Source organism: Sphingomonas sp., assembly GCF_035490575.1.
Lineage (GTDB): Bacteria > Pseudomonadota > Alphaproteobacteria > Sphingomonadales > Sphingomonadaceae > Sphingomonas.
In genome coordinates, this window is record NZ_DATJLI010000189.1 from 1 (window position 1) to 26,209 (window position 26,209).

At 65.8% G+C, this 26,209-nt stretch carries 22 protein-coding genes and 1 pseudogene; 12 read left to right on the top strand and 11 right to left on the bottom strand.

Features of this window, described 5'->3' with window-relative positions:
- The 3 genes from VL973_RS14175 to VL973_RS14185 form a co-directional block, all read left to right on the top strand.
- Positions 1-434, top strand: a 434-nt coding sequence (locus tag VL973_RS14175; RefSeq protein ID WP_325284675.1) for a DALR anticodon-binding domain-containing protein, incomplete at its 5' end; no start/stop codon positions are given.
- A 57-nt stretch (positions 435-491) separates the two neighbouring features.
- Positions 492-3,203, top strand: coding sequence for a pyruvate, phosphate dikinase (ppdK, locus tag VL973_RS14180; RefSeq protein ID WP_325284676.1), 2,712 nt, complete (start codon positions 492-494; stop codon positions 3,201-3,203).
- On the top strand, positions 3,200-3,394 hold the full coding sequence (locus VL973_RS14185) for a hypothetical protein (protein WP_325284677.1): 195 nt from the start codon (positions 3,200-3,202) through the stop codon (positions 3,392-3,394). Before ppdK ends, VL973_RS14185 begins: the two co-directional genes overlap by 4 nt.
- A gap of 38 nt (positions 3,395-3,432) precedes the next feature.
- On the opposite strand, the gene VL973_RS14190 is transcribed toward VL973_RS14185, so the two are convergent.
- The 3 genes from VL973_RS14190 to queF all read right to left on the bottom strand — a co-directional run bounded on the left by VL973_RS14190 (position 3,433) and on the right by queF (position 7,615).
- Positions 3,433-4,719: a glycoside hydrolase family 130 protein gene (locus VL973_RS14190; protein WP_325284678.1), complete on the bottom strand. Its 1,287-nt coding sequence runs from the start codon at positions 4,717-4,719 to the stop codon at positions 3,433-3,435.
- Positions 4,720-4,760: 41 nt separating this feature from the next.
- Complete coding sequence (locus VL973_RS14195; RefSeq protein WP_325284679.1) at positions 4,761-7,043, bottom strand: glycosyltransferase family 4 protein; 2,283 nt, start codon at positions 7,041-7,043, stop codon at positions 4,761-4,763.
- A 125-nt stretch (positions 7,044-7,168) separates the two neighbouring features.
- The gene (gene queF, locus VL973_RS14200; RefSeq protein ID WP_325284680.1) at positions 7,169-7,615 is read right to left on the bottom strand and encodes a preQ(1) synthase; all 447 of its coding nucleotides are present in this window, start codon (positions 7,613-7,615) and stop codon (positions 7,169-7,171) included.
- A 43-nt stretch (positions 7,616-7,658) separates the two neighbouring features.
- Between queF and VL973_RS14205 the strand changes: the two genes are divergently transcribed.
- Genes VL973_RS14205 through metC form a run of 3 tightly spaced genes read left to right on the top strand, consistent with a single transcriptional unit; the run spans position 7,659 to position 11,266 of the window.
- Positions 7,659-9,200, top strand: coding sequence for a cryptochrome/photolyase family protein (locus VL973_RS14205; protein ID WP_325284681.1), 1,542 nt, complete (start codon positions 7,659-7,661; stop codon positions 9,198-9,200).
- Between the two features lie 36 nt (positions 9,201-9,236).
- Complete coding sequence (sseA, locus tag VL973_RS14210) at positions 9,237-10,073, top strand: 3-mercaptopyruvate sulfurtransferase (RefSeq protein WP_325284682.1); 837 nt, start codon at positions 9,237-9,239, stop codon at positions 10,071-10,073.
- The gene (gene metC / locus VL973_RS14215) at positions 10,028-11,266 is read left to right on the top strand and encodes a cystathionine beta-lyase (protein ID WP_325284683.1); all 1,239 of its coding nucleotides are present in this window, start codon (positions 10,028-10,030) and stop codon (positions 11,264-11,266) included. Before sseA ends, metC begins: the two co-directional genes overlap by 46 nt.
- On the opposite strand, the gene VL973_RS14220 is transcribed toward metC, so the two are convergent.
- The 5 genes from VL973_RS14220 to VL973_RS14240 all read right to left on the bottom strand — a co-directional run bounded on the left by VL973_RS14220 (position 11,263) and on the right by VL973_RS14240 (position 15,871).
- Complete coding sequence (locus tag VL973_RS14220) at positions 11,263-12,126, bottom strand: cupin-like domain-containing protein (protein WP_325284684.1); 864 nt, start codon at positions 12,124-12,126, stop codon at positions 11,263-11,265. The two genes, metC and VL973_RS14220, sit on opposite strands and share 4 nt — an antisense overlap.
- Positions 12,110-13,321: a GNAT family N-acetyltransferase gene (locus VL973_RS14225; protein WP_325284685.1), complete on the bottom strand. Its 1,212-nt coding sequence runs from the start codon at positions 13,319-13,321 to the stop codon at positions 12,110-12,112. Before VL973_RS14225 ends, VL973_RS14220 begins: the two co-directional genes overlap by 17 nt.
- A gap of 122 nt (positions 13,322-13,443) precedes the next feature.
- Positions 13,444-14,145, bottom strand: a complete 702-nt coding sequence (ctrA, locus tag VL973_RS14230; RefSeq protein WP_325284686.1) for a response regulator transcription factor CtrA — start codon at positions 14,143-14,145, stop codon at positions 13,444-13,446.
- 113 nt (positions 14,146-14,258) lie between these two features.
- A complete protein-coding gene (locus tag VL973_RS14235) occupies positions 14,259-15,197 on the bottom strand; it encodes a LysR family transcriptional regulator (RefSeq protein ID WP_325284687.1) in 939 nt (312 codons plus the stop codon).
- A 5-nt stretch (positions 15,198-15,202) separates the two neighbouring features.
- Positions 15,203-15,871 (bottom strand): RluA family pseudouridine synthase, encoded by a 669-nt coding sequence (locus VL973_RS14240; RefSeq protein ID WP_325284688.1) that lies wholly within the window; start codon positions 15,869-15,871, stop codon positions 15,203-15,205.
- Between VL973_RS14240 and VL973_RS14245 the strand changes: the two genes are divergently transcribed.
- Positions 15,870-16,664: a M15 family metallopeptidase gene (locus VL973_RS14245; protein WP_325284689.1), complete on the top strand. Its 795-nt coding sequence runs from the start codon at positions 15,870-15,872 to the stop codon at positions 16,662-16,664. The two genes, VL973_RS14240 and VL973_RS14245, sit on opposite strands and share 2 nt — an antisense overlap.
- A 33-nt stretch (positions 16,665-16,697) precedes the next feature.
- Here VL973_RS14245 and VL973_RS14250 read toward each other — a convergent pair whose 3' ends face one another.
- From VL973_RS14250 to purM, 3 genes are all read right to left on the bottom strand, one after another.
- Positions 16,698-18,470 carry a tetratricopeptide repeat protein gene (locus VL973_RS14250; RefSeq protein ID WP_325284690.1) on the bottom strand — a complete coding sequence of 591 codons (1,773 nt, stop codon included), beginning with the start codon at positions 18,468-18,470 and terminating at the stop codon, positions 16,698-16,700.
- A 111-nt stretch (positions 18,471-18,581) separates the two neighbouring features.
- On the bottom strand, positions 18,582-19,157 hold the full coding sequence (gene purN, locus VL973_RS14255; RefSeq protein ID WP_325284691.1) for a phosphoribosylglycinamide formyltransferase: 576 nt from the start codon (positions 19,155-19,157) through the stop codon (positions 18,582-18,584).
- Complete coding sequence (gene purM, locus VL973_RS14260; RefSeq protein WP_325284692.1) at positions 19,150-20,247, bottom strand: phosphoribosylformylglycinamidine cyclo-ligase; 1,098 nt, start codon at positions 20,245-20,247, stop codon at positions 19,150-19,152. Before purM ends, purN begins: the two co-directional genes overlap by 8 nt.
- Positions 20,248-20,327: 80 nt before the next feature.
- Here purM and VL973_RS14265 point away from each other — a divergent pair, with 80 nt between their 5' ends.
- From VL973_RS14265 to VL973_RS14285, 5 genes and pseudogenes are all read left to right on the top strand, one after another.
- On the top strand, positions 20,328-21,545 hold the full coding sequence (locus VL973_RS14265; protein ID WP_325284693.1) for a heavy-metal-associated domain-containing protein: 1,218 nt from the start codon (positions 20,328-20,330) through the stop codon (positions 21,543-21,545).
- Positions 21,542-22,180 carry an HdaA/DnaA family protein gene (locus tag VL973_RS14270; RefSeq protein ID WP_325284694.1) on the top strand — a complete coding sequence of 213 codons (639 nt, stop codon included), beginning with the start codon at positions 21,542-21,544 and terminating at the stop codon, positions 22,178-22,180. Before VL973_RS14265 ends, VL973_RS14270 begins: the two co-directional genes overlap by 4 nt.
- Positions 22,177-24,390, top strand: a complete 2,214-nt coding sequence (locus VL973_RS14275; protein WP_325284695.1) for an RNA degradosome polyphosphate kinase — start codon at positions 22,177-22,179, stop codon at positions 24,388-24,390. The genes VL973_RS14270 and VL973_RS14275 overlap by 4 nt, the downstream gene beginning before the upstream one ends.
- Positions 24,387-25,877, top strand: a complete 1,491-nt coding sequence (locus VL973_RS14280) for a Ppx/GppA family phosphatase (protein ID WP_325284696.1) — start codon at positions 24,387-24,389, stop codon at positions 25,875-25,877. The genes VL973_RS14275 and VL973_RS14280 overlap by 4 nt, the downstream gene beginning before the upstream one ends.
- A gap of 82 nt (positions 25,878-25,959) precedes the next feature.
- Positions 25,960-26,209, top strand: a pseudogene (locus VL973_RS14285) (hypothetical protein); the annotation flags it as partial.

A 26,209-nucleotide genomic window follows, 5' to 3' on the forward strand; every position in this document is an offset into this window, starting at 1 on the left:
CGCTGGCCGAGGCCGCCGACCGATCGCAGCCCTTCGGCGACGAACCGTCGCGCCTGCCGCAGGAACGCCGGGTGATCGAGGCCGATCTGGCCGGCGGCGATATCCCGCAAACGGGTGAGGAAGACCCGCTGGCGGAAGTGGCGGGCGACGCGCACGGCGTGGTGGGCGAAACCTTCACCCCCGAACCCGCCGAAGCCGCGCTGATCGCCGCGCTGGACGAAGCCGAACCGCGTGCCGCCCGCGCGGTGGAGGCGGAGGATTTCGAGGGGGCCATGGCCGCGCTTGCCAGCCTGCGCGCGCCGATCGACGCCTTTTTCGAAACCGTCACGGTCAACGATGCCGATCCCGCCAAGCGTCAGGCGCGCCTTGCCCTGCTCGCGCGGATGCGCGCGGCGGTGCACCGGGTTGCCGACTTCTCACGCATCGAAGGCTGAGTTTCGGTTTAGTCGGAGTGGACATGGCGGGTTGCCGCTGCAATGCAGCGCATACCTATGCAGACCAGCGATTGCGGGGATGATTTGATGGCGACGAACGGCACCGGCGACCCGCAATATGTCTATCGTTTCGGCGGCGGCGTGTCCGACGGCGGCAGGGGCGACAAGAATTTGCTGGGCGGCAAGGGCGCGAACCTGGCCGAAATGGCGTCGATCGGGCTGCCGGTGCCGCCGGGCTTCACCATCTCCACCGCCATGTGCGCGCGCTATTATGAGGAGGGTGAGGCGTTCCCCGATAGCCTGCGTGCCGAAGTCGCCGATGGCCTCGCGCATATCGAAGCGGTGACGGGCAAGGCGTTCGGCGATCCGGCCAACCCGCTGTTGGTGTCGGTCCGGTCGGGCGCGCGCGTGTCGATGCCGGGGATGATGGACACGGTCCTCAATTTGGGCCTGAACGACGAAACGGTCGCGGGGCTGGCGCGCGTGTCGGACGATCCGCGCTTTGCCTGGGACAGCTATCGCCGCTTCATCCAGATGTATGCCGACGTGGTCCTTGGCCTCGACCACGACCGGTTCGAGGAAGCGTTGGAGATCGCCAAGGAGGACCGCGGATACTTCCTCGACACCGAACTGACCGCCGACGACCTCCAGGCGTTGGTTGCCGAATACAAGGCGCTGGTGGACGAGCTTTGGGGCAGGCCCTTTCCGCAGGACGTGCACGATCAGCTGTGGGGCGCGGTGGGCGCGGTGTTCGGGTCGTGGCAGTCCGAACGCGCCAAGGTCTATCGCCGGTTGAACGACATTCCCGCCGACTGGGGCACGGCGGTGAACGTGCAGGCGATGGTGTTCGGTAATATGGGCGACACGTCGGCCACCGGCGTTGCCTTTACCCGCGATCCCTCGACCGGCGCGAACGGCTATTATGGCGAGTTCCTTATCAACGCGCAGGGGGAGGATGTGGTCGCGGGCATCCGCACGCCGCAATATCTGACTCGCGCCGCGCGCGAGGCCGCCGGGGCCAGGCCCGCGTCGATGGAAGAAGCGATGCCGGCGGTTTACGCCGAGCTGGCCGCGGTGTTCGACACGTTGGAGCGGCATTACCGCGACATGCAGGACATCGAGTTCACGGTCGAAAAGGCCAAGCTGTGGATGCTCCAGACGCGCAGCGGCAAGCGCACGGCCAGGGCGGCGCTGAAGATCGCGGTCGACATGGCGAGTGAAGGGCTGATTTCGGAACAGGAAGCGGTGACGCGCGTCGATCCCGCCGCGCTCGACCAGTTGCTGCACCCCACGCTCGACCCCGATGCCCTGCGCGACGTGCTGACCAAGGGGCTGCCCGCGTCGCCCGGTGCCGCGTCGGGCAAGGTCGTGTTCGACGCCGACGCCGCCGAACGCGCGGCAGCGAACGGGGAGGACGTGATCCTCGTTCGGGTTGAGACCAGTCCTGAGGATATTCACGGGATGCACGCGGCCAGGGGCATCCTGACCGCGCGCGGCGGCATGACCAGCCACGCCGCCGTCGTCGCGCGCGGCATGGGTCGGCCCTGTGTGTCGGGCGCGGGCACGCTGTCGATCAAGGGCAAGGACGGCGTGATGCGCGTGGGCGAGCGAGAGGTTCGCGCGGGCGACATCATCACCATCGACGGTTCGACGGGCGAAGTCATGGCGGGCGCGGTGCCGATGGTTCAGCCCGAGCTGGCGGGCGATTTCGGCACGCTCATGGTGTGGGCCGACAAGGTCCGCCGGTTGCGCGTGCGGGCGAATGCCGAAACCCCCGCCGATTGCCGCACCGCGCGCGAGTTCGGCGCGGAGGGGATCGGCCTGTGCCGGACCGAGCACATGTTCTTCGACGCCGCGCGCATCACTGCGGTGCGCCAGATGATCCTGGCGTCGGACGAAGCGGGTCGCCGCGCCGCGCTGGACAAGCTGCTGCCCGAACAGCGCGCCGATTTTGCCGAGATTTTCGAGGTGATGGCGGGCCTGCCGGTGACGATCCGGCTGCTCGACCCGCCGCTGCACGAGTTCCTGCCGCACGAGGATGCCGAATTCGCCGAAGTGGCGAGCGCCACCGGCATTACCGTCGACGCGCTGAAACGGCGCGCGGCCGAGTTGCACGAATTCAACCCGATGCTGGGCCATCGTGGTTGCCGCCTTGGCGTCACCTATCCCGAAATCTACGAAATGCAGGCGCGCGCGATATTCGAGGCGGCGGTCGAGGTGACGGTGAAAACCGGCGCCGCGCCGGTGCCCGAAGTGATGATCCCACTGGTCGCCACGCGCCGCGAACTGGAATTGATGAAGGCCGTGGTCGACAAGGCGGCGAAGGCGGTGTTCGCCGACAAGGGACAGCGCATCGAATATCTAGTCGGGACGATGATCGAACTGCCCCGCGCCGCCCTTCGCGCCAGTGAGATTGCGGAGGTTGGCGCGTTTTTCAGCTTCGGCACCAATGACCTTACCCAAACGACTCTGGGCGTCAGCCGTGACGATGCGGCGCGGTTCCTGGGCGCCTATGTCGAACAGGGCATCTATGCGCGCGATCCGTTCGTCAGCATCGATGTCGAGGGCGTGGGCGAACTGGTCGAACTGGCGGCGGAACGCGGGCGCAGGACGCGACCCGATATCAAGCTGGGTATTTGCGGCGAACATGGCGGCGACCCGGCATCGATTGCGTTCTGCGAGAAGGTCGGGCTGGATTATGTATCGGCCAGCCCCTATCGCGTGCCGATCGCGCGATTGGCGGCGGCACAGGCGGCACTGACGAAATGAACCAAGCGAAAAACCGTATCACGGCCGACGGGTTCGACCGCGTCGGTCCCTTTCATCCCTTTATCGCCTGGACGGCGGTGGCGCTGTTCGACCTGTGCCTGGTGCTGGCCGTGGCGACGACGCTGCTCGCCGGTGTCGACTGGACCGAGGACATGATCTGGCCCGGCGGCCCGGAATTGCTGCCCTTTTGAAACAATCAAGGCCCGCCCGATCCGGCGGGCCTTTTGGTTCAATCCATCACGTTCAGCAGCGACTTGATCGGCACGAACGCAAAACCGACCGAGCTGTCGGCGATGCCATAGGGCACGAACAACCGGTCGCCGTGCCGCAGCGCGCCGCACGAATAGACGACATTGGGGACATAGCCTTCCCGGTCCTGATTGGCGGCGGCCAGCAGCGGTTCGCGCGTGCGCCCGATCACTTTCGACGGGTCGTCTTTGTCGAGCAGGACGGCGCCGATCGAATATTTCCGCATCGCGCCGACGCCGTGGGTCAGCAGCAGCCAGCCCTCGTCAATCTCGATCGGCGGACCGCAATTGCCGATCTGCACCAGTTCCCATGGATAATGGGGCTTGAGCAGCAACTGGCCCTCGTCCCAGTGCGTCAGCGTATCCGACCGGATGAAGAACAGGTTTTCGCCGTCCTGCCGCCCGATCATCATATATTGCCCGCCGACCTTGCGCGGGAACAGGCCCATGCCCTTGTTCCGCGCGGCAGAGCCGGTCATCGGCACCAGATCGAACGCCCGGAAATCCCGCGTCCGCAGCATTTCAGACTGAATGACCGACCCGTTATAGGCGGTATAGGTGCCCAGCCATTCCTGCGTCCCGTCGTCATGCGTGAAGTGGACGAGGCGCATGTCTTCCAGCCCGTTCGACTGCGCGCGCGTGATCGGGAAAATCACGGTGCCCGACAGGGTCGAATCGCGGTGGCGATGGACGGTCACTTCGCCTTCGGGAATGGTGTGTTCGTCGCCATTCTGAACATCGACCGCGGTGGCAAAGGGGGGTTCGGGGGCGAGGATCAGTTCATTCTGGTCGGTGATGATCCCCTCGCGAAACGCCACGGAGGAAATATGGCCTTCGCCGACCGCGCGCAGCGACATCAGGATGCGGAGCGAACCGGGCGGCATCCCCGATTGATCGTGATGCGGCACCGCGCTGGGATTCATCAGCGCGGCGGCGGCATAGCTGTACTCGTGGCAGAAATACGCCCCGATCAACTGCCGCTTCTCATCCGAAATATTCGCCGCATCAAGACCCAGCAGCGCCTCGATCTGGTCATAGCGCGTCATGAACACGCGGCGCGTCTGCCAGTGTCGCGCCTCGAAATCCTTGAGCACGGCGTTCAGTTGCTGCCGCGCCTCGATCGGCGACATGTCCAGCACCGCACGCACCAGCCGTTCGGTGCGGCTCGGTGCCTCGCCGTTCGACTGCCATGCGATGTGAAACGGCCGCACAACCACGCGCGACGGATCGGCATGCAGCCGCAGCGCGTGGGTTTCCAAATCGAGCATTCACGTCCCCATCAAGGTCGCCTTGCCCGAAACCTCATGTTTCAGGCAATGACGGCGTTGCGGGGGTCTGCCAGATTAGCGCCGTGTTTTGAAAGGGTGGAAATGGCGCAATTCGCGAGTTGCAGCGCCAAAATCGACTCCGCGCCCTGATTGCGGTTCAGCCCGGTCGGCTGGAGGCCGTCAAAACACCCGCCATCCTGCGCGGTGGCAAGCGGCAGGTCGAGATCATTGACGCCCAGATACCAGCGATAGGCCTTTTCCGCCTCGTCCAACCAGCGCCGATCGCCGGTGGCGTGGAAAGCCGCCGCGCAGGCCTCCACCGTGGCCTGTGCCTCCAGCGGTTGCTGGTCGAACGGCAGCGGTTCGGCATATTCGCGTCCGAAACTTTCGGTCCCGATCGCGCGAAAACGACCCTCGGGACTGGTCTGGCGCGACACGATCCAATCCAGCGTCTCGATCCCACAGGTGATGAAATCGGCGCGGCCCAGCGAACGTCCGGCCTCGATCAATGCTTCGGGCAGGCGGGCATTGTCATAGGCCAGCACGATTTCGAACCATTGCCAGTCGGGCCGGCGGTGCCGTTCGCACAAGCCGACCAGTTGCTCGCCAAAGGTCTCCAGGATGCGCGTTGCCATGGGGTGATTCGGAAAACCGCGACGCATTGCCGCTGCACCGAGCATGGCAAAGGCCTGCGCCCGCGGGCTGCCCAGGTCAAAGGCCAGGCTGGCGGTCTGGTCGAACATCGCCGCTGCCCAGTCGCGGTGCTTGCGTGCGCGTGCCTCGGTCGCGGTGACGCCCAGCGCCCATAGCGTGCGACCGTTCGAATCCTCCGACCCCTCGTTCTCGCACCAGGTCCGGTCGAAGTTCATGAAATTGCGAAATCGGCGGCGATCACCGTTCCAGGCATATTGCAGGAACGAGGCGTAGATGCTCGTCCACTTGTCGCGCATCGCCTCGTCCAGCGGGTCGATGCGACACATCAGGATCAGCGCGCGGGCATTGTCGTCGATGCAATAACCGTGGCGACGATCGGGAATCGAATAGATTGAATGCTGCAACATGCCCGTTGCATCGCTCATCCTTTCTACCGCGCTGAAATCGGGCGTCAGCGCGGCCGGTTCGGATTTGGCGCTGCCCAGCCTTCGGGGGCGGACCGCGACGACATGCTCGATCTCGGTCATGACACTCTCCGCAAGGCAGGGCCAAAGCATCGTGCGACCCCGCTGGTAAGCACGTTTGGCAAGTTGCACCCGCGAATGGTCATCAGCCAACAGTCCGCCAATCTCTCGTGCGAAGCCGTTGATATCGGCAAAATCCACCAGCACGCCGTGGCCGTCGTCCAGGATTTCGGTCGCATGGATATAAGGCGTCGACACGACCGGCTTGCCCATGCTGACGGCAAAGCTCAGCGTGCCGGACGTGATCTGCGCCGGGTTGGTATAGGGCGTGGCGTAAATATCGGCGGCTTGCAGATAATCGAGCAGCGCCGGTTCATCAGTGAACCCGTCGATCAACTCGACATGCCCGCCGACCCCAAGGGCATCGGCCTGCGCGATCAATCGCTCGCGATATGCCTCACCCTCATGCGCGATCAGGTTGGGGTGCGTCGCGCCCAGCACGACATAATGCGCGCGCGGTTCGGCGGCCACAATTTCGGGCATCGCCGCGATCATAGTCTCGATACCCTTATTGGGCGCCAGCAGGCCGAAGGTGAAGATCACCCGGCGCCCCTGCCAGCCGAAACGCGGTTTCATCGCATCGGGTTCGATGAACGCCCGGTCGGGCACACCGTGCGGTATCATCGCGATCTTGCGCGGATCGGCGCCGTGCACGCGCGTCAGGATCTCGCGCCCTTTTTCAGCCATGACGATCACCTTGCCCGCGCGGCGCAACAGCGCCTCCATCACGCGCCGTTCGTCGGCGCTGGGCTTTTCGAGCACGGTGTGGAGCGTCGCGACGACCGGCAGCGTCACCCGGTCGAGCAATGCGAGCAGATGGTCGCCCGCGCTGCCGCCATAGATGCCATATTCGTGCTGGACCCAGACCGCCTGCGCGCCTGAGTCCTCGATGCGCCGCGCCGTCGCCAGATAGGCCGACAGGTCGGTCTGCGGTATCGTCGCCGTTACCTCCGCCGGATAATCATAACGGCCCGGATGATCGTCCATCGCATAAACATCGACAGCCAGATCGGGGAAGCGGCCTCGCATGGCCTTGTAACAATGCGTCGTGAACGTCGCCAATCCGCATTGGCGGGGCAGGAAATTGCCGATCAGCGCGATCCGGCCGATCCGTGGCGCCTTCGCATCAGCGTGCGTCGACATCATTAACCTTTCGCAATGCGGGACAAGCCCTTCGGCTTCAAACTCAATCTCCAAAACGACTTAGATGAAATATGGTTGCAACATTGCCGCGGTGCAACATGAAATGTTCACCGGCGGTTCAGCACGGTTTAACCCCGGCCGCGATAGCCCGAAACGCCCTGATCGGGGACCCATACGCCGGCGGGCGGCGCGCCCGATTGCCAGAACACGTCGATCGGGATGCCGCCGCGCGGATACCAGTAACCGCCGATCCGCAGCCATTCGGGCTTCATTTCATCGAACAGGCGCTGGCCGATACCGACGGTGCAGTCCTCGTGAAACGCCGCATGATTGCGAAAGCTGCCCAGAAACAGCTTGAGCGATTTCGATTCCACAATCGTCGCGCCCGGCACGTAATCGATCACCAGATGTGCGAAATCGGGCTGGCCTGTCACGGGGCACAGTGACGTGAATTCGGGTGCCGCGAAGCGGACACAGTATAAAGAACCGGTGCGCGGATTGGGAACATAGTCCAGTTCCGCTTCGTCGGGCGTGGCGGGCAGGGGGCTGGTCTGGCCAAGATGCTTGGGTGTCATGGCGCGCGATATAGGCAGCGGGCGAAAGGTTGGAAGCGGTAGCATGACGATCCTGATCCCGATCCTGGGTGACCAGTTGTCCGACGACCTGTCGTCGCTCGACGGCGTGGACCCGGCGACGGCGCAAATCCTGATGATGGAAGTGCATGACGAGGCGACCTATGTCCGCCATCACGTCCGCAAGATTACGTTCCTGTTCTCGGCAATGCGGCACCATGCCCGGCGGCTGAGGGAAGCCGGGTGGCGGGTCGATTATGTGAAGTTCGACGATCCCGACAATCAGGGCAGTTTTTCGGCCGAGGTCGCGCGCGCGGTCGAGCGCCATGATCCCGAACGCATCATCGTGACCGAAGCGGGCGAATGGCGCGTGCGCGCGATGCTGGAGGGGTGGGCCGACCGCTTTGCCTGCCCGGTGGAGGTTCGCGCCGACACGCGCTTCATCTGTTCACATGCCGAGTTCGAGGCTTGGGCGAAGGATCGCAAATCGCTCCGCATGGAGTTTTTCTACCGCGAGATGCGGCGCAAGACCGGCCTGCTGATGGACGGCGACCAGCCGGAGGGCGGTCAGTGGAATTACGATGCCGACAATCGCAAGCCGGCGAGCAGCGATGCAAGGGTGCCGCGCCCGCTGGGCTTTGCGCCCGACGCGATCACCGATGACGTGATGGCGCTGGTCAGACAGCGGTTCGGCAATCATGTCGGCCGGCTTGACGGGTTCGACCTGGCCGTCACGGTCGACGACGCCCGGCGGCAACAGGCGCATTTCCTGCGCTATCATTTGCCGCGCTTCGGCGATTTTCAGGACGCGATGCTGACGGGCGAGCCGTTCATGTGGCACGCGGTGCTGTCGCCCTATCTGAACTGCGGTCTGCTCGACCCGCTGGACCTGTGCCGCCGCGTGGAGGAACAATATCGCGAAGGTCGCGTGCCGCTGAACGCCGCCGAGGGCTTTATCCGCCAGATCATCGGCTGGCGCGAGTTCGTGCGCGGCATCTATTGGCGGGAAGGGCCGGACTATACCGCGCGCAATTTCCTCAACGCGCGCCGCGACCTGCCCGATTTCTATTGGACGGGTGAGACCGACATGCACTGCATGGCGCAGGCGATCGACGGCACCCTCGACCATGCCTATGCCCATCATATCCAGCGGTTGATGGTGACGGGTAATTACGCGCTGCTGATCGGGGCCGATCCGGTGCAGGTGCAGCAATGGTATCTGGAGGTTTATGCCGACGCCTATGAATGGGTGGAGGCGCCCAATACGCTGGGCATGAGCCAGTTCGGCGATGGCGGGCTGCTGGCGTCCAAGCCCTATGCATCGTCAGGGGCCTATATCAACCGCATGTCCGATTACTGCCGGCACTGCCGTTATGACGTGAAGCAGCGGACAGGGCCGGATGCCTGTCCGTTCAACGCGCTTTACTGGGACTTTCTGGCGCGCAACCGGGAAAAGCTGGGCAACAACCAGCGCCTGGCCATGCCCTATCGCAACTGGGACCGGATGGACCGCGTTACGCAGCGCGAGATCCGCGACCATGCCGCATCATATCTCAAGGTGCTTGGCGGCGGGGCAGCTTCTTCCTAGACCCTTGGCCGACAACATAAGCGGAGGAACGGGGATATGGATTCGCTGGTTTCGACCGAATGGCTCGCGAGTGAACTGGGCGCGAGTGATCTGCGCGTGGTGGATGCGACCTGGGTCATTGCCGGGCAGGGCGATCCCGTTGCCGATTACGAGCGCGCGCATATCCCCGGTGCGGTGTTCCTCGACCTGGAGGATGTGCGCGATACCGCCTCGCCGCTGCCGATGATGTTGCCACCCGCCGAAAAGTTCGCCGGCCGGATGCAGTCGCTGGGGCTGGGCGACGGCAGCCGCATCGTCGTTTACGACAATTCCCCCTACAAGACCGCTGCACGCGCCTGGTTCATGTTCAAGACCTTCGGCGCGCACGACGTCGCGATCCTCGACGGCGGTTTTGCCAAGTGGCGAGCCGAGGGGCGGGCGGTCGACAGCGGGCGTGAAACCCTGTGTCATCGGCGCTTAACGGCGCGGGCCGACCGCAAGCAGGTTCGCACCCTTGCCGACATGAAGGCCAATATGGACAGCGGCGCCGAACAGGTGGTCGATGCCCGCTCGACCTCGCGCTTCACGGGTGAGGAACCGGAACCGCGCGCTGAAATCGCGTCGGGCCATATTCCGGGCGCGCATAACGTGCCGATCGCGCGCCTGTTCGACGCCGATGGCACTTATAAATCGCCCGAAGCCATCGCGCAGGTGTTTGCCGACGCGGGCGTTGATGTCGACAGGCCCATCGTCACGACGTGTGGGTCGGGCGTCACCGCATCGGTGCTGGCCTTTGCCCTGCACCGGATCGGCAAGGACGCCGCCCTGTACGACGGCAGCTGGTCCGAATGGGGTGCAGACCCCACCACCCCCAAGGAGACCGGCCCGGCGTGAGTGAGGAAAGCAATGACAAATCCCTGGGCACCGGCACCCGGCTGACCCAGGGGGGGCGGCGCGACGAATGGACGGGCGGCATCGTCAATACGCCGGTGTGGCGCGCATCGACCATCCTATACGACTCGGTCGGTGATCTGCGTGCCAATGCGTCGCGCGATACGCATCACCGCCTGTTCTATGGCCGACGCGGCACGCCGACGCAGTGGAGCCTGTCCGAGGCGCTGAACGAACTTGAGCCGGGGGCGGAGGGCACGATGCTCTACCCCTCCGGCGTCGCGGCCATCGCGACCGCGCTGATCGCGATCCTGTCGCCGGGGGACGAGTTGCTGGTGCCCGACAGCGCCTATGACCCCACGCGTTCGCTGGCCAACGGGCTGCTCAAGCGGATGGGCGTCACCACGCGCTTCTATGATCCGATGGTCGGTGCGGGGATCGAGGCGCTGATCGGCCCTTCGACGCGCGCGATCTTCATGGAAAGCCCCGGCAGCCTGACCTTCGAGGTTCAGGACGTGCCCGCAATCGTCGCCATCGCGCAGGCACATGGCATCGCGACGCTGCTCGACAACACCTGGGCAACGCCGCTGCTGTTCCCGGCGATCGCCAAGGGCGTGGATTACTCGATCCTGGCCTGCACCAAATATGTCGTGGGTCATTCCGATGTAATGATGGGATCGGTGACGGCCGGGCCGGGGCGATATGACGCGCTCCGCACCACGACGTATCAGCTGGGACAGTGCGTCAGCCCCGACGACGCCTGGCTGGGCAGTCGCGGGCTTCGCACCATGGGCATTCGCCTGCGCGAGCAGGGCCAATCGGCACTGGTGATCGCCAACTGGTTGCGCGAGCAGCCGGAGGTTGCGCGTGTGCTGCACCCGGCATTGCCCGATTGTCCGGGCCACGACCTGTTCACGCGTGACTTCGCCGGCGCGTCGGGGTTGTTCAGCATCGTGCTGAACGGCGGCAGCGATGCCGGTCGCGTGGCGATGGTCGATGGCCTGCGGCATTTCGGCATCGGATTCAGCTGGGGCGGCTATGAAAGCCTGGCGCTGCCGATCGACCCGCAATTCTATCGCAGCGCGACACATTGGCGAGCAGAGGGGCCGATGATCCGGCTCCAGATCGGGCTGGAGGACAGCGACGACCTGATCGCCGACCTGAAAGCCGGGCTGGCGCGGTTCCGCGCGGCCTAGGCCGGTTTGTCGAGGCCGGCGATGCGGCGTGCCTTGGCAATCGCGCGATAGGCGGTCGACTTGGCCAGATTTTGCGACGGGTAACGCTGTGGCGCGCCGGGGTTCAGGCCGATATCGCGCATCATCGCGTTGAGGTTATGGGCGTATTGCTCGCGATAGCTCCATTCCGAACGCCAGGTGATCGAAAAGGAGATCGATGTCGCGGGGCCGTTCTGGACCCAGTGCGGGGCCTTGACCGGCACGTAAATCGCCTCGCCCGGCGTGATCGTCAGCGGCAGGCCGCGGGCGCAGATCGCTTCGTCAAAGGGCAGGTTGCGGTGCGCGCCTCGGTGAAACGCCTCATGCGCCTCAGGCTTCACCACGTCATGGTCGGTGGGGTCGAACACCGTCATCGTTTTCTGCCCGCGCAATTGCAGCAGGATGTTGTGTTCGGGGTCGAAGTGGAACGGCGTGACCGCCCCCGGTGACGACACGAAGATAAAGGCCTCGCGCTTGAGCATCGGTCCGGTCGATCCGGCGGCGAGCGGCGCGATTTCGTCCAGCACCGCATCGAGCAGCGCCTTGTATTCCGGGTCCTGTTCCACGAACTTCAGGACCATCCACGAACCGTTTTCCTCGATCGAACGGATGGTGTCGGCGACCGACAGGCCGTTATGCGCTACCTTTTCGGGGTCGATCCCGACGGGTAGGTTGCCGATATTTTGCTCGACATCGACCGGCCGCATCCGGCCCGACAGAGCGATCAGTGCATCAAGCTCGAACAGCGGGTGGCCGACCAGGTTGTGCGTCAGCTTCCCCGGTGTTTCGGGGTATAGCGTCTGGAACCGGGTGCGGGCGTCGGCGTCAAAGGTCTGCATCATCATCGTCATTCCGTCTGGCAGGAGCAGGTTGGCGCCGCGATTTGATCGCAGCCCAGATGCGTTCGAGCATTCCGACCGCCCGGAACGCGGCGCGGCCACGCCAGCCGCCCAGCGGCAGCGTCAGGCGCACCATCGCCCGCCGCTGTGCCCACAGGCTGTCGATCATCGGGTGATTGGCGGAGGCGCAACTGTCCATCCACGCGATATCGGGCCGGTCGAGCACTGTATAATTGTCGATCTGGATCAGCACGCCGGGCGAGAAGCGGGCATATTCCTCGTCATAGGCGATCTTGAACGACGCGCTGCCCGGCGGCGTCAGGAAATTGACCAGCATCGCGATCGTGCGTCCGGCGACCGTCATGCGGAGCAGTTCGAGCCTGCCCGCCGCCTGTGCCGCCGTCAATGCCTCGACAAAGAAGCCGCGCTTGCCCGCTTCGCTGGCGATGGCCGATCCTTCGCGGCCCTTCCAACCGGCGGCTTCAAGTGCAAGAAACGCATTGATCCATTCGTCCAGATCATCGGCATTGGTCAGGCGAAGGGTCTCGACGGGTCCCAGTTCGGCCAGCCGGGCCATCAGCCGTTTAAGCTCCTTGCGCTTTTTCTTGCGAACCGTCGTTTCATAATAATCGGTTGGGCCAAGTTCGCTGTGCAGCAACGCGCGCTCATGACGCATCACCGTCGCGACCGGGCGCGCCGCTGCCTGAAGCAGGGCGGCATGGGCCGCGCCTCCTTCGACGATTGCGGTCAGGTGCAGCAGGGGCGGACCTTCGGCATCGAGCAGCGGCAGCATCGCGCGCCACGCCGCCATTTCGTCACCCGCGCGCATCAACGGCATACCCAGGAAAGCGTTGGCGTGGACCCAGTTCGACAGGACGGGGATCGGCAGTCGGTAATATCGCCGGTCCCGCGCCAGTGGCATCAGTGCGACCAGTTGTTCGCCGCGAAACGCCGCGACCGCCGCAATCGCGGGGGGATCGCCCAGGTTCCGGGCGGAGGCCATGACGAACCAACGTTCGATAAAGGGATTGGCCTCGGCCGCGTGAGCGACGCAATCGTCCCACGCCGCGCCGTGATCGCGATCCAGCGCCGCCAGCGTCAGGATCGCTGCGCGAACCGTCGCCAGCGGCGTTTGCGCGACCGGCGCGCTGCCGTGCGCTTCGCTCGTGATCGGTTGGTGATACAGCGCCGCCTCCACAATGATGCGAAGCCATAGCCGCGTTGCGTTAACAACCCGCCACCGCGACCGAAATATAAACGGCGCCGGTTCCCCCGAACCGACGCCGTTTCAGAAGCCCCCGCTTCATCAATCAAAAAGGGTCAGGCGACCTTTACTTCCTGAACATCGTCCAGATCGCGCAGCACATAGCCGCGGCCCCAGACCGTCTCGATGTAATTTTCGCCATCGGTCGCCATTGCCAGCTTCTTGCGAAGCTTGCAGATGAACACGTCGATGATCTTGAGTTCGGGTTCGTCCATGCCGCCATACAAGTGGTTCAGGAACATTTCCTTGGTCAGCGTCGTGCCCTTTCGCAGCGACAGCAGCTCAAGCATCGCATATTCCTTGCCGGTCAGGTGGACGCGGGCACCGTCGACCTCGACGGTCTTGGCATCCAGGTTGACCGCCAGCTTGCCGGTCTTGATGACCGATTGCGAATGGCCCTTGGACCGGCGAACCACGGCGTGGATACGCGCGACCAATTCCTCGCGGTGGAACGGCTTGGTGACATAATCGTCGGCGCCGAAGCCGAAGCTGCGGACCTTGGAATCCATTTCGGCGATGCCCGACAGGATCAGGACCGGCGTCTGCACGCGCGCGACGCGCAGCTTTTTCAGCACGTCATAGCCGTGCATGTCGGGCAGGTTCAGGTCGAGCAGGATGATGTCGTAATCATACAGCTTGCCCAGATCGACGCCTTCTTCGCCCAGATCGGTCGAATAGACATTCAACCCCTCTGTCGCGAGCATCAGCTCGATTGCCTTGGCAGTCGTCGGTTCGTCCTCGATCAGCAACACGCGCATCGGCTGGATCCCCTGTCGTCAAGCGAGACGCGCATCGCCCCCTGTTGGCGCCGCTACCCTCTGGACTTATCCATTAACCTAAACAGCTCTGAAGCCAAAAGGTTAATTTCTCGCTAATCCGCAGTTGTCCGCGAGTCGCGGCGGTTACCGCTAGCTTCGCAAATGTTACGGAAGCGTTCGGACAGCCAGGAAATGAGCAATTCGACGCGCGCTGGGCGGCGTGCGCTGGGCGGCGTCAACAGGTGCAGCGCCACCGGCGGTGCCTGCCAATCGGACAATATTTCGATCAGTTCGCCTGTTTCGATTTCGTGATCGACGATGAAATCGGGCAGCCGGGCAATACCGACCCCGGCTTTGAGCGCGGGCATCATCGCCTCGCCATTGTTGGTCGACAGCGGCCCGACGACACGCACCGCCGCCACTTCACTGCCGGGGCCGTGAAAGGTCCAGGTCGCATTGGCGATGTTGGTATAGCCGAAGCACGCATGATCGGCCAGTTGAGCAGGGTGCGCCGGCACACCGTGCTGTTCGAGATAGGCGGGGCTGGCCACGACGCGTGACCGGACGCTCGACAGGCGCCGCGCGCGCAGCGAACTGTCGGGCAGGTCGGCGATCCGCAACGCGATGTCGACCCCCTCCGCCACGATATCGACGCGCGCGTCGGACAAATGCAGGTCGATCTCGATCCCTGGATGCGCGACCATGAAGTCGGCAATCGCCGGCGCGACGTGGCGAACGCCAAAGGTCATCGGCGCGGCCAGCCGGACCAGACCGGTCGGCGCGCGCGCACTTTCCAGCGCCTGCTCCTCGGCCGCCTGGCCTTCGGCAAGGATGCGCTGCGCCTGGTCCGCCAGCGCCCGGCCGCTGTCGGTCAGCGTCAGGCGGCGCGACGTGCGGTGGAACAGCGCGGTGCCCAACCGTGCCTCCAGCCGGCTGATCGCCTTGGATACCGTCGCCTTGCTGACCCCCAGCGCCTGTGCCGCGGCACTGAACGAACGATGCTCGACCACGCAGGCGAACATCGCCCATGCTTCGAAGTCGGGCAGGTGCACCGGCGTTAGTTCCCGGCGAAACCGGCGGCGGCAAAACGCTGCGGCAGCGGCGATTCGGCCGCCACCGGCCCCTTGCCCTCGCGCGGGATCGACAGGCGTTGGGCGTGGAGCAGCATCCCGCCCGTGTCGGCACGGCCATAGACCGAATCGCCGACGATCGGCACGCCGATGCCGCTGGCGGCGTGGACGCGTATCTGATGGGTGCGTCCGGTTTCAGGCGCGAACGCCACCAGTGCCCGGCCGCCCTCCACGCGCAGTATTTCCCAATGTGTGACGGCACGCTTGCCATCGGCGCGCGGGACGATCCGCCACCCCGCCTCCGCGCTCGATACCTTGACGAGCGGCAGGTCGATCGTTCCGCGCTCTGCGTCGGGCAGGCCGTCCAGAACGGCGAGATAGCGTTTTTCCACGCGCCCGGCCTCGAAAACCTGCTGGAACCGCTTGTGCGCCTTGGGATTGCGCGACAGGAGCAGGCAACCGCTGGTATCGCGGTCGAGCCGATGAACGGGAAGGGGCGCACGCTTGAAACCGAAGGTCAGGTCATCCAGCATCGCCTCGACACTCATCGAACGATCGCGCGGGGTGTCGACGGGCAATCCGGCGGGCTTGTCGAGGATCAGCGCCTCACCGTCTATGAACAAGATACGGTCGGCCAGGTCGGGTGCAACAGTCATGGGCCTTCGCCTAGCATGGGCAAGGCGCTTGGGGGAGGGGGCGTTGCTGATGGCGGCGGCATCCTGCGCGCCCGCGCCGACGCCCGTGACGGTCGCCAATCCCGCCCCGGCGCCCGTAATCGCCTTGCCCGCGCCGCCGCCGCCGGCCATGATCGCGCCGCGCCGTGCGCCGGTTGCGCTGTGCGGGCGCGGGACCGTTGCGCCCGGCGCCGATGGCCGGTTGCTCAATCACTTCGCCTATCCCGAAATGCCCGCCAGCGCGCTGGTGCCCGCGCCCGCCGCACTTGGCGATGATAGCTGCCGCGTGCATCCGGCAATGCTGGGCGATCTCAACCGCCTGATCGCCGCGGCCGATGCCGATCCCGCGGTGCGCGGGCAATTGCGCGCGGTATCCTGTCAGCGCAGCGTCGCGTTTCAGGCTCAGACCTTTTGCGCGGGCATCCTGTCGGGGCGTTCGCGCGGGTTCGCCGACCGGGCATGGGCATCGGCCCCGCCCGGACATAGCGAGCACGCAACCGGCTATGTCATCGATTTCGGCACGCGCGACCGGCGCGGCTGTCCCGATGCCGATGCCTGTTTCGCTGCGACGCCGATGGGCAAGTGGCTGCTGGCGAACGCGTCGAAATACGGGTTCGAGCTGTCCTTTCCGGCGGGCAACCAGCAGCGCGTGAAGTGGGAGCCGTGGCACTGGCGCTGGGTGGGAACCGCCGCCACTGCGCCGGGCGCGGAAGCAGCGCGGCGGACCTTCACCACCGCGCGCGACCGCTTTCCAGCGCGGCCGGGTGTGCCATGAGCGTCCCCGAACCGGCGTAAAAGGGGGCAGCGCCTATCGTCGCGTATCGGCGAGCAATGCAATGGCAGTCGGCTGTTCGGGCGTTTCGAACGCGCCCCTGGCGACGGGCAGCAGCGTCTTGCGCGCTTCAGCGTCAAGCTCGCGCTGGACCAGTTCCTTGCCGAGCGTCACTCGTGGGCCGGGCGCGGCGGGCGCGGATTGAACGACCTTGAACAGCCCCTCAACAGCGATGTCGGGCGCTCGCTCCCCGGCGGCGGCAAAGCTGTCGTGATAGGCGATCAGCGCGAGGGTGCTTTCAGGGTCCAGGCGGTTGGCCCGGATGATGTGCCGCCTCGCTTCCTCAAGGCGACGCGACCGTTCGCTGGCCGGCGCGCGGGTCGCGAGTTGCGTCATCGCCGTGCCTTTCCACACCAGCGAACGCGTATCGCTTGGCGACCGGGCAAGCACCCGCTCGGCGGCACTCAGGCATTCGGCTGGATTGCCCGCGCGGCACTCGGCTTCGGCCAGCAGCAGCTGGTGTTCGGATAAATCGGGAAACCGTGTCGCATTTTCGCGAAGCCGGTTCAGCCATGCCGAGCGTCGGGCGAGCGCCGCCGATCGGTCACGGCCGCTGTCGGCCGGAACCTCGATCCGTGCGCCCAGTTCCAGCCGCCCCCGGATCAGCTCCGCCTCGGCACGGGTCAGGCGGCGGACGACGGGGGCGGGGGCGCGCTCGACCGGGAACGTCATTCGCTCCGCCTGCAATTTGCGGCCCCGGTAGTTGATGACCGCCCGGTGCAGTTGCCCCGCATCGCCAAGGACACCAGCGGCCCGCTGCGGGTCCGCACCGTTCGCCACGGAATCCAGATAAGCGCGCAGTCGCGGTTTCCACTCGTCCGAGAAATATAGAAGATGGACCAGCCGCCATGCATGATATGGCGTCCATGCCCGCCCCTTTCCAGACAGATAGCGGCCGTTCAGGATGTGCGGGACCGGATAGTCGCCATAATGCTCCATCACCTTGAAGAAGCCGGTGGGCACCTGGCCATATTCGACGAAATCGTCACCGGCGACCATCGTGGCGAACATCTCGCCGAACCCCTGCAAGAACCAGCGCGGGTAAGCCGCCGGATAATAGGTCATCAGGTAATTCTGGGCGAAACCAGCGTAGAGGCGCGACGCGGCCGATTGGCAGAAGGCGATTTCATTGACGGGAATCTGTTGAAGGATGTCGAATACATCCGGCTCAAGCGATCCTTGTGAAAGGCCGGCAGGATCGGGACGCACGACGATCAGATTGTCCAATGGAGGGCCGACGTCGCCACCGGCACAATTGCGGTTCGTCGGACGGCCGCGCGAAGGCTGAAGGATCAGGTTCACGCCATCCTCGGTCGTCGCCAGCACCGATCCTTCGTCGCGCGGATCATAATAGATCGTTTTGGCGAACGCGGTCGGAAACGGGCCATATTGCCAGCGCAGATCGGTCAATTGCAGTTGCTCGAACGATCCGGCATCCCCGATCATCGTGACGGCCACCTTGATCGTCTCGTCCGGTTCGTCCGCGCGACCGTGCAGGGCGGAGAGCAGGAAATGCAGCTTTTCGAGATTGTGCGCGGTTTGCGCCAACGCCTTTTCGTCGCCCTGGCTGAACACCACAACGTGCGGTGTTTCCGCCATGCGCCAGTCGCTCATCTCCACATTCGATCTGCTTGGCCGGACGCCCGTTACGGTGATGGTCGTATCGCCATTCTTTACCGGGCCGGTCAGTTGTGCATGGGCGGGCAGGCTCAGCGCCGTGCCCGCGACGAAAAGCAGCCAACGCATCATGTTCGACGCCTCTCCCAAAGCATTCGGAGCAGCATCAAACGCCTGACGACAAGCGAAATCAAATCATTTCGAAGCATTGGCCGCCGGTCCAACGGGGCCGGCCGGTGTTCTCTAATTCCGCGACAGGAAGTCGCTGAGCGCCAACGGATAGAGCTGATGCTCCGCCACCAGCACGCGCGCGGCGAGTGTATCGGCGGTGTCGCCCTCCATGACCGGCACCCGCACCTGACCAATGACGGGGCCGTCATCCAGCGCTTCCGTCACCAGATGCACCGATGCGCCCGCCACGTCGTCCCCGGCGGCAATGGCGCGCGCGTGGGTGTCGAGGCCCTTATATTTGGGCAGCAGCGAGGGGTGGATGTTCAGGATGCGCCCCGCCCATGCGGCGACGAACGCAGCCGACAGCAGGCGCATATATCCCGCCAGCGCGATCACCTCGACCCCGGCGGCGCGAAGGGCGGCGTCGATCTCATCCTCGAACTCGGCCTTGGGGCGGCCTCTGGGCGATGCCGCGAAGGTCGCGATGCCTTGGCCCGCTGCCCAGGCCAGCCCCGGCGCTTCCGGCTTGTCGCTCGCCACCAGCACGATCTCGTAGCGCGCTCCGGCTGCGCGCGAAGCGGCAACCAGCGCCTGCATGTTCGATCCGCGCCCCGACAACAGCACGGCGACGCGCGCGCGTTCAGCCATGCAGATGCGTCGCTTCCCATGCGGCGCGTGCGGACCAGGTGCCGGCGTCGCCCTTCACGGTGCAGCCGCGCTCCCCTGCCTCGATCGCGCCGATGCGGTGGACGCTTTCACCGGCGGCGCGCAGCGACCCAGCGACCGAATCGGCCTGATCGGCGGCGACGATAGCGACCATGCCGATGCCGCAGTTGAAGGTGCGGGCCATTTCCTCCGGTTCGATTGCGCCTTGCGCTTGCAGGAACGCCATCAGGCGCGGCTGTTCCCATGCCGTCGCGTCGATGCGGGCATGGGCGCCGTCCGGCAGCACGCGGGGGATGTTTTCCAGCAACCCGCCGCCGGTGATGTGCGCCAGCCCCTTGATCGCCTTGACCCGGACCAGCGGCAGCAGGCTTTTCACATAGATGCGCGTCGGCGCCATCAGCGCGTCGATCAGCAGCACGTCCTGATCGAACAGTGCGGGGCGATCCAGCTTCCATCCCTTGTCGGCGGCAAGGCGGCGGACCAGCGAATAGCCGTTCGAATGCACGCCCGTCGAACCCAGTCCCAGCACCACGTCACCGGCGGAAATGTCGCGTCCGGTCAGGAGCGCGTCACGCTCCACCGCGCCGACGCAGAAACCGGCAAGGTCGTAATCGCCATCGGCATACATGCCGGGCATTTCGGCGGTCTCACCACCGATCAGCGCGCAACCGGCCTGGCGGCACCCCTCCGCAATGCCCCCGATCACGCGCTCGGCGACCGCATTGTCCAGTTTCCCGCTGGCGTAATAGTCAAGGAAGAACAGCGGTTCGGCACCCTGCACGATCAGGTCGTTGGCGCACATTGCGACCAGATCGACGCCGACGCCGTCATGCGCGTCATGCTCGATCGCCAGTTTCAGCTTGGTGCCGACGCCGTCGTTCGCGGCGACCAGCAGGGGGTCGGTGAAGCCGGCGGCCTTCAGGTCGAAAATGCCGCCGAACCCGCCAAGGTCGGCGTCGGCGCCCGCCCGCCGCGTGGCGCGGGCCAACGGGCCGATCGCACGCACCAGCGCATTGCCCGCGTCGATCGAAACGCCCGCCTGGGCATAGGTATAGGAGGTTGGCTCGCTCATGCCCGGCCCCCTAGCGCGATCCGCGGCCCTTGGAAACTCGCGCTTGGATTTCGCGTGCCGCTCGGCCAAAAGGGCGGGATATGCGGGCCTTGTTTTCCAGAATCGCGATGATCGCCGCGTGTGCCGTGATGCCGCTGGCGATCGGCGCATCGCGCGCGCAGGACGGATCGGGCAGTTTCGAGGTGTCGGGCGTCACCGTCGACGTATCGGGCAGTTCGGCGGACGCGGCGCGCACCGGCGGCTGGCGGCTGGCGCAGCGCAAGGGCTGGTCGATGCTGTCGCAGCGGCTGACCGGCAAGGCGGGCAGCCTGCCCGATTCGACGCTCGATTCGCTGGTGACGGGCATCGTCGTCGAAAATGAGGAAATCGGTCCCGGCCGCTACATCGCGCGGCTGGGCGTGCTGTTCAATCGCAACCGTGCGGCGGAAATCCTGGGCGTCAGCGGGTTTCTTACCCGGTCGCCGCCGCTGTTGGTCCTGCCGCTGATGCGGTCGGGCGGCGTGGTGACGACGTTTGAGCGCGACAATGAATGGGTCGATGCCTGGGCACGGTTCCGCACGGGCAACACGACGATCGACTATATCCGCCCCGCCGGCAACGGGCCGGATGCGCTGTTGATGAATGCCGGGCTGACCGGACGACCTGGGCGCGGGTGGTGGCGCAACGTGCTCGATCAATATGGCGCGTCGGACGTCCTGATCCCGCAGGTCGCGCTTTATCGACAATGGCCGGGTGGGCCGGTGATCGGCGTTTTCCGTGCCGGGCACGGACCGGACAATCGCGAACTGGCGCGTTTCAGCCTGCGTGTCGCCAATGCCGACGGGGTCGACGCGTTGCTCGACACCGGCGTCCGGCGGCTGGACGAGGCGTATCAGTCGGCCTTGCGCGGCGGCATTCTGCGCCCCGATCCGCTGCTTGAATTCGTGCCGCCCAGCGTCGAGCCGACCCCGACGCCCGGCCTGCCCGACGATATTCCCGTGATCGAGGGGGGGGACACGATGTTGCCATCGGCGCCCGTCGCCAGCGTGACGCTTCAGTTCGAGACGCCCGGCGTCGCGGCGGTCAACGCAGCGGAAGCGTCGGTGCGCGCGATCCCCAATGTGCGCTCGGCGGTGACGAGCAGCCTGGCGCTGGGCGGCACGTCGCTGATGCGTGTCGAGTTCGCGGGCGATCCCGCCGTCCTTGCGGTCGCGCTCGAATCGCGCGGCTGGCGCGTCGAGGGCAGCGGCAATGTCTATCGCATCGGCCGCGCGATCCCGGCCGGTCCCGCGCCCGCCGAGGCGCCGCCACCGCAATGAACCAGTTCCGCCTGCCGCTCCAACGCCCAGACGGAGCGCGCAAGGACGAGTTCATCGTCGGGCACGCCAATGCCCGCGTCGTCCATCACCTTGAACACTGGGGCGCCTGGCCGGTGATGGCGGCGCTGCTGGTCGGTCCACGCAAATCGGGCCGCAGCCTGCTGGCGCGACTGTTCAGCAAGCGTGCCGAGGGGCGGATGATCGACGATGCCCACCGCGTGGCCGAAGCCGAGATCTTCCACGCGTGGAACCTGGCCCAGGCCGATCGCAAGCCGTTGCTGATCGTCGCCGATCATGCGCCGCCCGAATGGACCGTGCGCCTGCCCGACCTGCGTTCGCGACTTGCCGCCACGCCCGTGCTGCGGATCGAGGAACCGGACGACGCCCTGTTCGCCGCCCTGCTTCGCGACCAGTTCGACCGGCGCGAGCTGTTCGCGGGTGAGGAGTTGATCGGCTGGATCTTGAAGCGCGTCGACCGGACCTATCTGTCGCTGGTCCGTGTGGTCGATGCGCTGGACGATGCCGCCCACGACGCCGATCGCCGCCGGATTTCCATTCCCCTGGCGCGACCGGCCTTGCAAGCACGGGGTCTGCTGGTCCAAGGGGCGGGCGAACCAAGGCGTGAAAAAGCATGACCCGGCCCGTCCGCCCCAATTTCGAAGAACCCGCTGACGGCGAAACCGCCGTGGAGCCGTCGAACGGCCGTTATTTCAATCGCGAACTGTCATGGCTGGCGTTCAATCGCCGGGTGATGGAGGAGGCGTGCAACACCGCGCATCCGCTGCTGGAACGATTGCGGTTCCTGTCGATTTCGGGTTCCAATTTCGACGAGTTCTTTATGGTCCGCGTCGCGGGGCTGAAGGGGCAGCAGGTGCAGGGCGTCGAACTGCGCTCGATCGACGGGCTGACGCCGGGACAGCAATTGTCGGCGATCGTGGCGGAGGCGGGGCGGCTGGCCGATTCGCAACAGTCGATCTGGCGTGACCTGCGCGCGATGATGGCCGAAGCGGGCATCAAGGTGTTGTATGCCGACGATATCGACGGCGAACCCGCCGAATGGCTCGACCGGCATTTCCGCGAGCAGATTTTCCCGATCCTGACGCCGCAGGCGCTGGACCCCGCGCATCCGTTCCCGTTCATCCCCAACAAGGGTTCGAGCGTGATCTTTGACCTGGTCCGCAAGGCTGACGGACAGGTGATCCGCGAACTGGTGCTGCTGCCCTCGACACTGCCGCGCTTTGTCCGGCTGCCGGGCGATGCGGCCTGTTATGTGCCGATCGAGGAAATGCTCAAGCGGTTCGCGCCGCAGCTTTTCCCCGGTTATGCGGTAAAGGGTGCCGCGGCTTTCCGCGTGCTGCGCGACAGCGATATCGAGCTGGAGGAAGAGGCCGAGGATCTGGTCCTCTATTTCCGCACCGCCATCAAACGCCGCCGGCGCGGGCGCGTCATTCGTCTGGAAATGGAGACCGCGATCACACCGGGTCTTGAGGCTGTGCTCAAGGAGGAACTGGGCGGCAGCGAGGCGATCCTGACCGAGAAGGGCAGTTTCCTGGGCATCGGCGACCTGGCGTCGCTGGTGGATGAGGATCGCCCGGACCTGAAATTCCCGCCCTTTTCGCCGCGCTTCCCCGAACGCATCCGCGAATATGGCGGCGACTGTTTCGCCGCGATCAGGGCCAAGGACATTGTTGTCCACCACCCCTATGAAACCTTCGACGTGGTGCTGGCCTTTCTGAAACAGGCGGCGGCCGACCCCGATGTCGTGGCGATCAAGCAGACGCTGTATCGTGCGGGCAAGCAGTCGGCGGTCATCAGCGCGCTGATCGCCGCGGCCGAGGCGGGCAAGTCGGTGACGGCGGTGGTCGAGTTGAAGGCGCGTTTCGACGAAGAGCAGAACCTGCTCTGGGCCAATGCGCTGGAGCGGGCGGGCGTTCAGGTCGTCTATGGCTTCATCGACTGGAAAACCCACGCCAAGGTGTCGATGGTCGTCCGGCGGGAAGGGTCGGAGTTCCGTAGCTACTGCCACTTCGGCACGGGCAATTATCACCCGATCACCGCGCGCATCTATACCGACCTCAGCTTCTTCACCGCCGACCCGGCGCTGGGGCGCGATGCGGCACAGTTGTTCAACTACATCACCGGCTATGTCGAGCCGCAGGGGCTGGAGCAGTTGCGGATGTCGCCGCGCGACCTGCGCGCCAGCCTGATCGCGATGATCGAGCGCGAGATCGGTTTCGCGCGTGCCGGAAAGCCGGCGGGGCTGTGGGCCAAGATGAACTCGCTGGTCGACCCCGCGATCATCGAGAAGCTGTATGAAGCGAGCGGCGCGGGGGTCGAGGTCGACCTGATCGTGCGGGGCATCTGCTGTCTGCGGCCCGGCGTGCCGGGTATGTCGGACCATATCCGGGTGAAATCGATTGTCGGCCGGTTCCTGGAACACAGCCGCATCTGGGCATTCGGCAATGGCAAGGCGTTGCCGAACGACGACGCGCGCGTGTTCATCTCCTCGGCGGACTGGATGCCGCGCAATTTCGACCGGCGCGTCGAATATATGCTGCCGATCACCAATCCCACGGTTCACGATCAGGTGCTGGACCAGGTGATGGTCGCCAATCTGATCGACACCGAACAAAGCTGGGAATTGCAGCCCGATGGCAGCTATGATCGTGACGATCCCGGTCCCAAGCCGTTCAATCTGCATCGCTATTTCATGACCAATCCGTCGCTGTCGGGGCGCGGCGCGGCGCTTGCCTCGCGCGGGGCGGTGCCCAAGCTGAAACTGCGTCGCCCGGCCGTCGCGGCGGTTCCGCCGCCGCCACCCACCCAGGATGTCGACCCCGCGTGAGCCTGTTTCTCCGCCGCCCGTCGAGCGAGGCGCGCCGCCGCGTCGCGATCATCGACATCGGGTCGAACTCGATCCGGCTGGTGGTGTATGAAGGGCCGACGCGGCTGCCCGCCATCCTGTTCAACGAGAAGGTGATGGCCGGGCTGGGTCGCGACCTGGCCGATACCGGTGCCATCGCCGATGACGGGATCGCGACCGCGCGTTCGGCGCTCGCCCGCTTTTCGCTGCTGGCGCGACAGATGGAGGTGCACGAGCTTCGCACCGTCGCCACCGCCGCGGTGCGCGACGCCAGCAATGGCGGCGAATTGCTGGCGGTCGCGGCCGATCTGGGGCTGGAAGTCGAACTGCTGTCGGGCGATGCGGAGGCCATGGCTTCGGGGCACGGCGTGCTGTCCGCGATTCCCGATGCCGACGGCATCGTCGGCGATCTGGGCGGCGGCAGCCTGGAACTGGTGCGCGTGCAGGGCGGTCAGGTGGGGGAACGCGTTTCCTTTCCGCTGGGCGTGCTTCGCATCGCGGCGATCCGCGAAAAGGGAAAGGTGGCGCTTGACCGGCATGTCGAACGCGCGCTGGCGGCGGCGGGCTGGACGGGGCGGGGGCAGGGGCTGCCGCTGTATATGGTCGGCGGTTCATGGCGGGCGCTGGCGCGGCTGGACATGTATCAGAGCGGCTATCCGCTGCCCGTCATCCACGGCTATTCGCTGTCGCCCGAAACGGTGCAGCGGCTGATCCGAACGCTCGGCCATCTGCCCAAGAACAAGCTGCGCGCGATCCCCAACCTGTCGGGCGGGCGCGTGGCGACGATGGGGGATTCGGCGCATCTGCTGGCATCGCTGATCCGGCATCTGGGGGCGGCGACATGCACCGCATCGGCCTATGGCCTGCGCGAAGGGCTGCTTTACGGCGCGCTGGACGAACCGACGCGCGCGCTGGACCCGCTGGTCGTCGCCGCGCGGGAGGAAGGGCGCCGGCTGGGCCGCTTTGCCGAGCATGGCGACCTGCTCGACAACTGGATCGCGCCGCTGTTCGAGGATGAGGATGAGGCGCTGGCCCGGCTGCGCCACGCCGCCTGCCTGTTGGCCGATGTCGCGTGGCTGGCAAACCCGGAGTTTAGGGCCGAGCGGGGGCTGGAGGTCGCGCTGCACGGCAACTGGGTGGCGATCGATGCCGCCGGCCGCGCGCTGCTGGCGCAGGCGCTGTTCACCTGTTTCGGTGGCGGCAGCGAGGCGCCCGATCCGCTCGCCCGGCTGGCCGAACCGCAGGCGCTGGAGCGCGCGGTGCGATGGGGACTGGCGATGCGCCTGGGACAGCGTTTGTCGGGCGGGGTGGCCGCGCCGCTTCGCCAGACCGCGCTTTGCCTGAGCGACGATGCGGTCGAACTGCACACGGCGCCCGGTCTTGCCCCGCTTTACGGGGAAGCGGTGGAGCGGCGGCACAAGGCGCTGGCGGGCGCGATGGCGCGCGCACCGCTGCATGTGCCCGCATGACCCGCGCGCCGACATCGGGCGGCGCGGCATGGCTCGCCGATAGGGCGTTCCGCTGACCGTCCTGGCTCCGTTGGCGCGCTGGTTGCCCGAACGATGGCGTGGGGGGTTCGGGCGGCGGGCGGCGGGCATCGTGCTGGCGCTGCTGCTCGAACTGCTGCTGGCGTTGCTGCTGCTGACGCTGCGTCCCGGCGACGCACCCCCCGATGACGACCGGGTCACGCCGGTGTTCACCATGGAAGCCCCGGCGCCCGAACCCGCGGCCGAGGCAGAACCGGAACCCGCGCGACCGGCCGCTGCCGAAGTGCCGGCCGAAGAGCCGCCCGTCGATACGC